The sequence below is a fragment of the Inhella proteolytica genome, assembly GCF_016093275.1.
GTDB classification, from domain to species: domain Bacteria; phylum Pseudomonadota; class Gammaproteobacteria; order Burkholderiales; family Burkholderiaceae_C; genus Inhella; species Inhella proteolytica.
This window is the reverse complement of record NZ_JAEDAK010000001.1, coordinates 412,507-423,990: the sequence shown is the minus strand read 5'-3', so window position 1 is coordinate 423,990 and position 11,484 is coordinate 412,507. Positions and strand designations below refer to the sequence as shown.

Annotated in this window: 13 protein-coding genes and 2 riboswitches; of the genes, 4 read left to right on the top strand and 9 right to left on the bottom strand. The window is 70.2% G+C overall.

Translation table 11 applies throughout. The features are described from left to right. Positions 1-26 precede the first annotated feature (26 nt). Both gcvH and gcvT read right to left on the bottom strand, forming a co-directional pair. Positions 27-401, bottom strand: a complete 375-nt coding sequence (gene gcvH, locus I7X39_RS01920) for a glycine cleavage system protein GcvH (RefSeq protein WP_198109255.1) — start codon at positions 399-401, stop codon at positions 27-29. A gap of 29 nt (positions 402-430) precedes the next feature. Next, positions 431-1,567, bottom strand: coding sequence for a glycine cleavage system aminomethyltransferase GcvT (gcvT, locus tag I7X39_RS01915; RefSeq protein WP_198109254.1), 1,137 nt, complete (start codon positions 1,565-1,567; stop codon positions 431-433). A 58-nt stretch (positions 1,568-1,625) separates the two neighbouring features. After that, a riboswitch (glycine riboswitch) is annotated at positions 1,626-1,740 on the bottom strand. A gap of 15 nt (positions 1,741-1,755) precedes the next feature. Then, positions 1,756-1,856, bottom strand: a riboswitch (glycine riboswitch). A 30-nt stretch (positions 1,857-1,886) separates the two neighbouring features. Between gcvT and I7X39_RS01910 the strand changes: the two genes are divergently transcribed. Beyond that, positions 1,887-2,507, top strand: a complete 621-nt coding sequence (locus I7X39_RS01910; protein WP_198109253.1) for a GNAT family N-acetyltransferase — start codon at positions 1,887-1,889, stop codon at positions 2,505-2,507. 73 nt (positions 2,508-2,580) lie between these two features. Continuing rightward, positions 2,581-5,250: a formate dehydrogenase subunit alpha gene (gene fdhF / locus I7X39_RS01905; RefSeq protein ID WP_198109252.1), complete on the top strand. Its 2,670-nt coding sequence runs from the start codon at positions 2,581-2,583 to the stop codon at positions 5,248-5,250. A 174-nt stretch (positions 5,251-5,424) separates the two neighbouring features. Here the strand turns inward: fdhF and I7X39_RS01900 are convergent, their stop codons facing one another. The 7 genes from I7X39_RS01900 to mltG all read right to left on the bottom strand — a co-directional run bounded on the left by I7X39_RS01900 (position 5,425) and on the right by mltG (position 10,242). Beyond that, entirely contained in the window at positions 5,425-5,649 is a 225-nt protein-coding gene (locus I7X39_RS01900; RefSeq protein ID WP_198109251.1) for a hypothetical protein, read from the bottom strand. 76 nt (positions 5,650-5,725) lie between these two features. Next, the gene (locus I7X39_RS01895) at positions 5,726-6,391 is read right to left on the bottom strand and encodes an ankyrin repeat domain-containing protein (RefSeq protein ID WP_198109250.1); all 666 of its coding nucleotides are present in this window, start codon (positions 6,389-6,391) and stop codon (positions 5,726-5,728) included. Next, entirely contained in the window at positions 6,385-7,179 is a 795-nt protein-coding gene (locus I7X39_RS01890) for a TatD family hydrolase (RefSeq protein ID WP_198109249.1), read from the bottom strand. Before I7X39_RS01890 ends, I7X39_RS01895 begins: the two co-directional genes overlap by 7 nt. Positions 7,180-7,209: 30 nt before the next feature. Next, positions 7,210-7,599 carry a PilZ domain-containing protein gene (locus I7X39_RS01885; protein WP_375140729.1) on the bottom strand — a complete coding sequence of 130 codons (390 nt, stop codon included), beginning with the start codon at positions 7,597-7,599 and terminating at the stop codon, positions 7,210-7,212. 5 nt (positions 7,600-7,604) lie between these two features. Next, complete coding sequence (gene holB / locus I7X39_RS01880; RefSeq protein WP_198109248.1) at positions 7,605-8,633, bottom strand: DNA polymerase III subunit delta'; 1,029 nt, start codon at positions 8,631-8,633, stop codon at positions 7,605-7,607. Positions 8,634-8,635: 2 nt separating this feature from the next. After that, entirely contained in the window at positions 8,636-9,250 is a 615-nt protein-coding gene (tmk, locus tag I7X39_RS01875) for a dTMP kinase (protein ID WP_198109247.1), read from the bottom strand. Next, positions 9,247-10,242 (bottom strand): endolytic transglycosylase MltG, encoded by a 996-nt coding sequence (gene mltG / locus I7X39_RS01870; RefSeq protein ID WP_198109246.1) that lies wholly within the window; start codon positions 10,240-10,242, stop codon positions 9,247-9,249. The genes tmk and mltG overlap by 4 nt, the downstream gene beginning before the upstream one ends. Positions 10,243-10,308: 66 nt before the next feature. On the opposite strand from mltG, the gene ygfZ reads away from it, so the two are divergent. Both ygfZ and I7X39_RS01860 read left to right on the top strand, forming a co-directional pair. Beyond that, on the top strand, positions 10,309-11,178 hold the full coding sequence (gene ygfZ, locus I7X39_RS01865; protein WP_198109245.1) for a CAF17-like 4Fe-4S cluster assembly/insertion protein YgfZ: 870 nt from the start codon (positions 10,309-10,311) through the stop codon (positions 11,176-11,178). Then, on the top strand, positions 11,175-11,480 hold the full coding sequence (locus I7X39_RS01860) for a DUF4936 family protein (protein ID WP_198109244.1): 306 nt from the start codon (positions 11,175-11,177) through the stop codon (positions 11,478-11,480). The genes ygfZ and I7X39_RS01860 overlap by 4 nt, the downstream gene beginning before the upstream one ends. Positions 11,481-11,484: the final 4 nt, after the last annotated feature.

Genomic DNA, 11,484 nt, shown 5'->3' with positions numbered 1-11,484 from the left:
GCGGGCCGAGAAGAGCAGGGCGGGGCTTAGCTGTTCTTCAGCAGTTCGTCGTAGGCGGTGCTGTCCATCATGGAATCCAGCTCGCCGGCATTGGCCATCTTGACCTTGAAGAACCAGCCCGCCCCCAGCGGGTCGCTGTTGGCCAGGGAGGGGTCGGCGCGCAGCGCCTCGTTGACCTCGACGATCTCGCCGGTGATCGGCATGTAGACGTCGGCCGCGGCCTTGACGGACTCGACCACGCCGGCGATCTCCTTGGGCGCGAAGCTCTTGCCCACTTCGGGCAGGTCCACGAACACCACGTCGCCCAGCGCGTCCTGCGCGTGGTGGGTGATGCCGACGGTGGCCGTGCCATCGCCGTGAACCTGGATCCATTCGTGGTCGGGGGTGTACTTGATCGTCATGGGAGCGCTCCTTGAAAAGTGGGAATGGATCAACCGCGGAAATAGCGATGGGGTGCGAAGGGCATGGCGGCCACCGTCATGGGCACGCGCTTGTCGCGCACCAGGGCGAACACTTCGGTGCCAACGGCAGCGTGGCTGCTCGCCACATAGCCCATGGCCACCAAGTGGCCCACCGTGGGGCCCAGCGTGCCGCTGGTGACAGTGCCGAGCTCGTTGCCCGCCGCATCCACCAGCTTCGCGCCTTCGCGCACCGGCATCTTCTCGTTCGACACCAGGCCCACGCGCTTGCGCGTGGCCGGCTTCGGGCTGGATTGGGTATTGGGCAGCTGCGGGTCGATCACCGCATAGCCCGGGTAGCCACCGGCGCGCGCGCCGCCACTGCGGCGCACCTTCTGGATCGCCCAGGTCAGCGCGGCCTCGGCCGGCGTGGTGGTGGTGCTGATGTCGTGGCCATAGAGGCACAGGCCGGCTTCCAGGCGCAGGGTGTCACGCGCGCCCAAGCCGATCGGCTTGACCTCGGGCTGATCCAGAAGCAGGCGGGCCACGGCCATGGCATCGCGCTCGTGGATGGAGATCTCGTAGCCGTCTTCGCCGGTGTAGCCGCTGCGCGTGATGAAGGCCTCGAAGCCCTCGATCTTGAAGAAGCCGCCGTCCATGAAGACCATCTTCTCGACGCCAGGGGCCAGGCGGGCCAGGGCGGTGACGGCCTGCGGGCCCTGAAGGGCCAGCAGCGCGCGCTCGGGGCACTCGATGACCTCGCAGCGGCCGCTCAGGTGCTTCTTCAGGTGCGCGGTGTCCTGCACCTTGCAGCCGGCATTCACCACCACGAACAGGTCGTCGGGGCGGCGGCAGACCATCAGATCGTCCAGGATGCCGCCGTTCTCATCGGTGAAGAGCGCGTAGCGCTGCTTGAAGACGGGCAGGTCGACGATGTCCACCGGCACCAGGGTCTCCAGCGCCGCGGCGGCGTGAGCACCCACCAGGCGCAGCTGACCCATATGAGAGACGTCGAACAGGCCGGCGGCGGTGCGCGTATGGCGGTGCTCGGCGAGGATGCCCTCGCGGTACTGCACCGGCATGTCGTAACCGCCGAAGGGCACCATCTTGGCGCCGAGTTCGACGTGCAGCGCGTGCAGCGGGGTCTTCAGAAGGGGAGTGGAGCTCATGGCGGATCCTTGGGACAAGTCTTCACGATGGCCGATTCCCGTGGAGGAATCAACCCGGCTTGCCCTTGCTGTCCGCTTTACCTGAGAGATTGGCGGAATGTTCCCCGCTTGCCCCTTCGGTGGGCGGCCCTTCGTCTGCAACGACCAGCGCGCCTCTCTCCAGCTCGGAACCCATGCGCCGCAGCGCCCGGGTTTACCCAGTCCTTTTGCCTGAGCGTTCGGCATCCTTGCAGACGCCTGCGCCTTCGGCGGCCCGCCAACGTCACGGGCTCTCTCCTGAGCGGCGCGGATTCTAGGGGTGCGGATCTAAGCTGTGCGTATGAACGAAACTTTTTCTCCGCCGGACTGGGTCGTCCGCACCAAATCGTTGGCGGGGCCCGGCTGGTTCGGCGTACCGATCGACGCTGCCGATGCCGACGAACTGCAGCGCTTTCTGGAAGCCAACCCGGACTACAGCCGGCTCGTGGCCGGACGCGACTGGCTGCCCGGTGAGGCCCTGAGCGAGCTGACGGAGCGGCCGCCGGCCGACTGGCCGCAGGGGCCCGTACACCAGCTGGCGGTGCTGGATGCCGAAAGCGGGGCCTGGCGCGGCTACCTGAACTGGGTTGAGGACCTGCTGGCCCCGGGGGTCTGGCACATCGGCCTCTTCCTCATCGACGCCCGTTCGCACGGAAGCGGGCTGGCCACCCAGGTGTTCGACGCCTGGGCCGCGCATGCCCAGGCGCACGGCGCGCGCTGGCTGCGCCTGGGCGTGGTGGTGGGCAATGCACGGGCCGAGGCGTTCTGGCGGCGCCAGGGCTACCAGGACGTGCGCTTGCGCGAAGGCATCCCGATGGGCCTGCTGAGCCAGCAGGTGCGCGTGATGGTGCGACCCCTGGGCAGCGCCGATCTGGCGAGCTACCTGCAAGCGGTGCCGCGAGACCGCCCCGACGCGCCTTGAGCGTGGGGCTTGACGCGCCACAAGGCGAACCCGCGCCAAGGCGCGATGCTTGCCAGGTTCAACAGGAGAGCGCATGCAGACGGTGACGATCCGGATTGATGGGCAGGCGGTGGAGGCCCGCGCGGGCGAGTCGGTGCTGGAGGTGCTGCAGCGTCTGGGCCATGCGCCGCCCGCGCTCTGTCACGACCCGCGCCTGCCGCCAGCGCCGCGTTGCCGCCTCTGCAGCGTCGAGGTCGAAGGACAGGACGATCCCGTCAACAGCTGTGCCCTGCCGGTGAGCGAAGGCCTGGTGGTGCGCAGCGACAGCCCCGCCTTGCAGGCCTACCGCCACCAATGGCTCGAAGCCCTGGGCGCGCATTGCCGCCCTGAGGACCTGGAGCGCCACCCGCAGAAGGCCTTGCACCAGGCGCTGCGCGCGCAGGGCATTGCGCCGAGCGGGCAGGGCAGCCGCGTGGATGACTCCCACCCGCTGATCCACGTCGACCTGGCGCGCTGCATCAGCTGCCAGCGCTGCGCGCGCGTCTGCCACGAACTGCAGGGGCAGGATGTCTGGCACCAGCTGGGCCGCGGCGAAGGGGTGCAGCTGGTACCGGATTCCGGCGGCAGCCTGGGGGCCAGCCATTGCGTGGCCTGCGGCGCCTGCGTGGACGCCTGCCCCACGGCGGCCCTGGTCGACGCCGGCGGCCTGCAGCCCGAGCGCGCCGAGCACTGGACGCGTAGCGTCTGCTCCTACTGCGGTGTGGGCTGCGAGCTGGAGCTGGGCACGGCAGATGAGCAAGTCGTGGGCGTGCGCCCGGTGCTGGATGCGCCCGTCAACAAGGGGCATCTGTGCGTCAAGGGCCGCTACGGCCAGGGCTTTGCGCAGTCCTCGCGCCGTGTGCTCACGCCCATGCTCCGGCGCGAAGACGGCTGGCAAGCCTGCTGCTGGGACGAGGCCTTGGACGAGGTGGCGCGCCGCCTGCTGGCGCTGCAGGCCGCGCACGGCGCCGACAGCCTGGGCGTGCTGGGCTCGGCCCGCGCCACGAACGAAGACAACTACCTCACCGCCAAGTTCGCCCGCCATGTGCTGGGCACGCACAACGTCGATTGCTGCGCCCGCGTCTGTCACGCGCCCTCGGCGGCCGCGCTCAAGACCCTGCTGGGTACCGGCGCCGCCACGAGTTCCTACGACGACATCGAGCGCACCCGCCTGTTCCTGGTGGCCGGTGCGAACCCGAACGAGAACCATCCGGTGGTGGGTGCGCGCATCCGGCAACAGCTGCGGCGCGGTGCGGCGCAGGCCATCGTCATCGACCCGCGCCGCACCGAACTGGCCGAGCTGGCCACCGTGCATCTGGCGCTGCGGCCGGGGACAAACCTGCCCTTGCTGCTGGCGATGGCCCAGGTGGTGCTGGCCGAGGGCCTGCACGATCGCGATTTCATTGCCCGGCGGGTGGATGAGCTGGAGGCTTTTGCCGTCTCGGTGCGTGAGTGGACGCCGGAGCGGGCCGCGGCGATCTGCGGCGTGGAGGCCGAGGCCATCCGCCAGGCCGCGCGGCTGTATGCCAACACGCGGCCGGCGCTGTGCTTCCATGGCCTGGGCATGACCGAGCAAGGCCAGGGTACCGAGGGCGTGATGGCGCTCATCAACCTGGCGCTGCTGTGCGGTCAGATCGGCCAGCCCGGTGCCGGCCTGAACCCCCTGCGGGGCCAGAACAATGTGCAGGGCTCGGCGCACATGGGTTGCGAACCGGGCTCGTTGGCTGGCGGCATCGCCATCGAGGCCGGACGCGCCAGGACCGAGCAGGTCTGGGGCCGCGCGCTGCCGCAGCGCCCTGGCCTGAACCTGATGCAGATGCTGGATGCCGCCGAAGCCGGGCGCGTGCGCGGCTTGCTGGTGCTGGGTTACGACTTGGCGCTCAGCCTGCCGGACAGTCAGCGCAGCTGGCAGGCGCTGAAGCGCCTGGACCTGCTGGTGGTGCAGGACCTCTACTTGAACGAGACCGCCGCTCGCTTTGCCGATGTGTTCCTGCCGGCCTGCAGCACGCTCGAAAAGGACGGCACTTTCATGAACGCCGAGCGGCGCGTGCAGCGCGTACGGGCGGCCTTGCGGCCGCGCGGCCAGTCGCTGCCGGATTGGCAGATCCTCGGCGCGCTGGCCGCACGCATGGGGCGCGGTGAGGGTATGCAGTTCGAGAGCGCTGAGGCGATATGGGACGAGGTGCGTCAGGTCTGGCCTGACGGTGCCGGCCTGAGCTACGCGCGCCTTGATCGGGGTGGTCTGCAATGGCCTTGCCGCGACGAAGACGATCCCGGCACTCGCGTGCTGCACGCGGAGCGTTTTGGTCACGGCGTGCGCACAAGCCTGCGGCCGCTTGACTACCGGCCGTCGCCCGAAGTCTGTGACGCCGATTACCCCTGGCTGCTCAGCACCGGTCGAAACCTCTACCAGTTCAACGCGGCCACCATGAGCGGCGCCAGTGCGCTGCAGGCGCTGCGACCCACCGACACGCTCGACCTCTGCGCCGCCGACGCCGAGCGCCTCGGCCTTCGCGAGGGCCAGCGTGTACGCGTGCGCAGCCGACGCGGCAGTGCCGAACTCCCGCTGCGCATCGACGCCCGGCTGCAGCCCGGGCAGCTCTTCGCGACGTTTCACGACCCGGCGGTGCTGCTGAACCGGCTCACCAGTTCGGAGCGGGACCGCTGGGTGCATGCGCCGGAATACAAGGTCTGTGCGGTGCAACTGGAGCGGGTGCCGGATTGATGGAGTGGCCTCGGTGCGGTCCCAGGCGCAGGGGCGACTTTCGGGTGGCTCCAGCGAGCATCTCGTCCAACGGTATCGGCGGTTCACATAATGCACATTGTCGGCGTTATGGGAAACAAAAAGACGGCCCCGCAGGGCCGTCAACTACGCAGGCAACTGGAGTCGAAACCTGCGTCAATGCGCCTCGTCGCTTGCCGCACCAGCCTGGGCATCCCAGTCTTCGTCGTCGTCCCACACGCTGGTACGGTGCACGGTGGGAATGAGCGGCTTGTCGAGGGGGCGGCATACGCGCCGGCGCAGACGCGCCAGGCGTTCGGAATGGGCGACAGCCTGGGCCACGCGATCCGGGTCGACCAGCAGCGTGAAGGCGTCGATGGGGCTGAAGTCGGTGTGCGCCATGGCAATCTCCAAAGTGATGGGTGCACTCTAGGGAGCTGCCGCAGCCGCGGCCAGTCACTGGCGGCCGAAGCCGCTGTCAGGGTTTTTCTGACACGCTTGTCGGGCGCAGGCCCATGCGCTGGGCGGCGTCACTGCGGCCGGCCTTGCGGGCAAAGTCCCAGGCGTCGAGGCCAAGGTCGTTGCGCAGCGTGGTGTCCGCCCCGCGCTTGAGCAGCACGTCGGCGCTGTCCAGGCTGCCGTAGCCAAAGGCCATCATCAGCGGCGTGCTGCCGTTCTCGCTGCGGGCGTTGATGTCGGCTCCCTGGTCCAGGAGCCAGGTGCTGACACCTTGATCCGGCCCGCTGCAGGCGTAGTGCAGCGCGCCCCAGGTCTTCTGCCCGCGCTTGGGCTCCACCGCCGCGCCGTGCCGCACCAGCAGCTGGGCCCAGGCCAGGCGGCCGCGCAGGGCCGCCAGCATCAGCGGGCGCTCGCCACTGGCGTTCTCGGCTTCGACATCGGTGCGCGGGTCGGCCAGCAGGCCATCCAGGGCCTGGCCGGACTCGTGCATCAGCGCCCAGTGCAAGGGGCGCTGGCCGTTGGGTGCCAGCACGTTCGGGTCCATGCCGCGCAGCAAGGCCTCCAGCACCGCACTGCGGCTGTCGAGCTCGATCATGCGAAAGAACTCACGCAGCGGGTCCGGCTGCTGGGCGCGAGCCGCCAACGGCGCCAGCGCCCCCAGCAGGGCCAGCCGGCGGTTCAGCATGCGACGGCCGGCTCCGGCAGGCGGAACAGGCGCTGGGTGTTGCGCGTGGTGAGGGCCGCCACCTCTTCCACCGGCACCCCCCAGATCTGCGCGAGTTGGGCGGCCACATGGGGCACGTAGGCCGGCTGATTGAGCTTGCCGCGGTACGGCACCGGCGCCAGATAGGGGCTGTCGGTCTCAATCAGCACGCGCTCGCGCGGCAAGGCCGCGGCCACAGCGCGCAGATCCTCGGCGTTCTTGAAGGTCAGGATGCCGCTGAAGGAAATGTGGAAACCCAAATCCACCGCAGCGGCGGCCACGGCCTGGTCTTCGGTGAAGCAATGGAAGACACCGCCCACGGTCTCGGCGCCCTCCTCCATCAGGATTGCCAGGGTGTCGGCCGCGCTGCTGCGCGTGTGCACGATCAGCGGCTTGCCGCAGGCCTTGGCCGCACGGATATGCACGCGAAAGCGCTCACGCTGCCATTCCATCTCGGCCATGCTGCGGCCGTTCAGGCGGTAGTAGTCCAGCCCGGTCTCGCCAATGGCCAGGACCTTTGGGTGATTGGCCTTGACCACAAGCTCTTCAACAGAAGGCTCATGCACATCTTCACTGTCAGGATGGACGCCCACGCTGGCCCAAACACATGCGTGTTGCTCGGCCATGAGCAATACATCCGGGAACTCTTCCATCGTGCAGCAAATGCTCAGCGCCTGTTGAACCTGGGCAGCACGCATCGCATCCAGCAAATCCGGAAGCTGCTCGCGCAATGAGCGCGAGTTGAGGTGGCAATGGGAATCAATAAACATGGCATGCCGCCCCGACCAGGGCCGCGGCGCTCAGAGCGTCTGGGTGGGCTTGGACGAGGAAATGCTGGTGCCCAGCAGTTCCTCGATCTTGTGCTTGACCTGGCGCGTCTTCTCGTCGTTCGGGAAGCGCACGCCCACACCCTGGGTGCGGCCACCGGCCGCATTGGGCGGGGTGATCCAGGCCACCTTGCCGGCCACCGGGTAGCGGGCCACATCGTCGGGCAGCGAAACCAGCAGGAACACGTCCTCGCCCAGCTTGTGCTCGCGCGTGCTGGGCACGAACAGGCCGCCGTCGGCGAACAGCGAGATGTAGGCGGCGTAGAGCGCGCCCTTCTCCTTGAACACGAGCTGGATCACACCGCCGCGACCGGGGGCGGAGGCGGCTTGGGCCAGGGCGGCGGCTTGGGGCTTGGCTGGGATGTCGCTCACAGCGTCGAGTGTAGTGCGGGCCTTTTGTCGGCAGCAGCGGGCCGACCATCGGATTTCAGGGCTCTTTGTGCCTGTGCTGCCAGGCTCTCCATCCACAGGCCCGGCACCAGGGGGTGCTCGCCCTTGGCGCGGGCCTCGCGCAGCTCGGTGGCCCAACGCTGCAGCCGTGCACTGGCGGTGGGCGGCGGCAGGTGCGCGGCGCTGAAGTAGAGCGGCTCCTGACCGTGGCTGCGGCGCAACTGGTCGTGCGCCAGCCGGCCCAGCAGATCAACCAACAGCGTCGGCCCCAGGGCCTCCCAGCCGCCGAGCTCGCCGCGCAGCATCAGCTGTGGCAGCTCGGCCAGCCGGTCCGCGCCCAGGCCAGCGCGGGCCCACTGCAAGGCCTGGCCGGGCCGGCCGCCGGCCAGGCGCAGCAGGGCCGCCGCATCAGCCTCGCCCAAGCCCTGCTCCCGCAGCCAGGCCAGCGCCAGCGCGGGCTCGGGCACGCTCAGGCTCAGGGTCTGGCAGCGCGAGCGGATGGTGGGCAGCAGCTCCTCGGGTGCGCCGCAGCTGAGCACGAAGCGCAGCACGCTGCCTGGTTCTTCCAGGGTCTTGAGCAGCGCGTTCGCGGCCACGGTGTTCATGGCCTCGGCAGGGTGAATGGCCAACACCTTGGCCTGCCCCCGGCCGCTGGTGGATTGGGTGAAGCTCTGCAGGCCGCGCACTTCGTCGATGCGGATTTCCTTGCTCGGCTTGGCCTTGCCCTCGCCCGGGGCTTCCTCGAAGCCCAGTTCGACGCGTAGGGCGGCCGGCATCAGCCAGCGCAGGTCCGGGTGGCTGCCCTGCTCCACCAGATGGCAAGACGGGCAATGCCCGCAGGCCGGCTGGCCGGCGGCCTGGGTTTCGCACAGCCAGGCCTTGGCCAGGGCGCGCGCCAGTTCCAGCTGGCCAAGACCCGCCGGGCCGCTGAGCAGCACCGCATGGGCACGCCCCAGGGCCAGGGCGCGCGCCAGCGCGGGTTGCAGAAAGATCGGCAGGCCGCTCATGCTCACCAGCCGCGGCGCTGCAAGGCGGCCGCCAGTTGTGCGGCCACGCCGTCCAGGCTCTGGCCCGCGTCGATGCGCTCGAACCGCTGGGGCTGCTCTTCGAAGCGGCGCGCGTAGGCAGCGCGCACACGTCCGAAAAACGCCAGGTCTTCGGCCTCGAAGCGGTCGGCGCTGCGCGCCGCGGCGCGGCGGCGCGCGGCCTCGGCCGGGTCCAGGTCGAACCACAGCGTGAGGTCGGGGGCGCGGCCGGCCACGGTCCATTGCTCCAGCGCCTGCAACTGTTCCCAGGCCACGCCGCGGCCACCGCCCTGGTAGGCGAAGCTGGCGTCGGCAAAGCGATCGCACAGCACCACCTGGCCGGCGGCCAGCGCGGGCTGGATGACCTGCAGCCAATGCTCGTGGCGCGCGGCGAACACCAGCAGGGCCTCGGTCAGCGGGGCCATGGGCTGGTTCAGCACCATCTCGCGCAGGGTCTCGGCCAGTGGCGTGCCGCCGGGCTCGCGGCTGCGGCAGACGATGGCACCAGCCGCGCGCAGGCGCGCCTCGGTGGCCTCCAGATGGGTGGACTTGCCGGCACCGTCGATGCCTTCGTAGCTGATGAAGAGGGGACGGGTCACGGCTTGCTGAGTTGGAAGCGCTGCACGGCGCGATTGTGGTCTTCGAGGGTGGCGCTGAACTCGGAACTGCCATCGCCGCGCGCCACGAAGTACAGGGCGCTGCTGCGCTCGGGCAGCACGGCGGCGCGCAGGGATTCGCGCCCCACCAGGGCGATCGGCGTGGGCGGCAGGCCGCGCCGGGTGTAGGTATTAAAGGGCGTGTCGGCCTGCAGATCGCGCTTGCGCAGATTGCCGTCGAAGGCCGCGCCCAGGCCGTAGATGACGGTTGGGTCGGTCTGCAGGGGCATGCCGATGCGCAGGCGGTTGTGGAACACGGCAGCAATGCGGGCCCGCTCGGCCGCCCGGCCGGTTTCTTTTTCGACGATGGAGGCCAGGATCAGCGCCTCCTCGGGCGTTTTCAGCACGCTGTCCTGCGGCCGCAGCGCCCAGGCCTTGAGGAGTTCGCGCTCCAGCGCGTGGTGGGCCTCGCGCAGCACGGTCAGGTCGCTGACGCCGCGGCCGTAGCGGTAGGTGTCGGGAAAGAAGCGGCCCTCGGCGGCCTGACCGGGGGCGCCCAGGCGGGCCATCAGCTCGGCGTCGCTGAGCGCGCCGAGGGTCTGGCGCAGCCCGGGGGCGCGGGCCAGCGCGCCGCGAAGCTCGCGCATCGTCCAGCCCGGAATCAGCGCCAGCGATTCCAACTGTTCCTCCCCGCGCACCATCTTCTGCAGCAGGCGCTCCGGGCTGTCGCCGCGCTCCAGCGCATAGCTGCCGGCGCGAATCAGGCGCGCCTGGCCGCTGAGCCGGAAACCCAGCCAGAGCAGGCGCTCGTCCGCCTGCACGCCGGCCGCCACCCAGGCCTGGGCCACCTGGCGCGGGCTGCTGCCGGCCTCGACGGTGAGCTCGACCGTGTCCTGGCTCAGCACCAGCGGCGCGCGCCACCAGTGCCAGGCCAGGGCGGCTGCGCCCAGGGCCAGCAACAGCGGCAGCAGGAGGAGAAGCAAGAGGCGTTTCATGGGGGCGCGGAGTTTGGCATGGCCGGCGCCAGCCTATGGGCTTGGGGCGCTTCTGATAATGCCGGCATGAGCACCCTCCCCCATGGCGCCTGCCGCCTCGAAGACTGGGGTCTGATCCGCGCCGAAGGCCCGGATGCAGGCGCCTTCCTGCATGGCCAGCTGACCCAATCAGTCAGCGATCTGCCCGCCGACCAGGCCCGCCTGGCCGGCTACTGCTCGGCCAAGGGCCGGCTGATGGCCAACTTCATCCTGCTGCGTGAAGGCCCCGAGGCCTTTGCGCTGCTGCTGCCGCGCGAGCTCGCCCCCACGCTGGCCAAGCGCCTGTCGATGTTCGTGCTGCGCGCCAAGGCCAAGCTGCGCGACGCCAGCGACGAAACCCCGCTGCTGGCCGTGCTGGGTGCGCAGGTGCCGGCGGACCTGCCTGTCTGGGGCCACCGGGCCGGCTTCGTGCGCCTGCCCGATGCCCTGGGCCAGACGCGCGCCCTGCATCTGGGCGAGCTGGACGGCGCTGCCCTGCCCCGCGCCGCCTGGGACTGGAGCGAGCTGCACGCCGGCCTGGCCTGGGTGCGCAGCGCCACCGCCGAGCACTTCGTGCCGCAGATGCTGAACTGGGAGCTGGTGGGCGGCGTGAACTTCCAAAAAGGCTGCTACCCCGGCCAGGAGGTGGTGGCGCGCAGCCAGTACCGCGGCACCGTGAAGCGCCGCACCCAGCTGCTGCTGGGCGCCAGCGCGGCGCCGGGCAGCGAGCTGTTTGCCGGGCCCGAGCGCGAGCAACCGGTGGGCGAGGTGGTGATGGGCGCCGCCTGGGAAGGCCAGGCCGGCGTGTTGGCCGAGGTGCAGCTGGCCGCCTGGGAGTCTGAGTCCGTGCTGCAGTTGGCCGATGGCCGCGCGCTGCAGCGCGCCGCCCTGCCCTATGCCGTGAAGGCCCCGGAATGAGCGCCGCGACCCCCCGCATGGCCAGCCCGGTGCGCCTGCACGTCTACTTCAAACTCGATCTGCAGGAGGCCGAGGCCTGGCGCGCGCGCTGGCGCGCCGCCGCCCGCCAGGCCGCCGAGGCCGTGCCCGGCGTGCACCTGGTATTGAGCGAGCGCCCGGAGGAGCGCATGACCTGGATGGAGAGCTACAGCGGCCAGAGCCCGCAGCAGATGGCAGACGCCGAGGCCATGGTGGCGCGGGCCATGGCCGAGCTGGCGCAGGAGCGCCACCGCGAGGTCTTTGTCGAGACCTTCCGCACCTGACCTG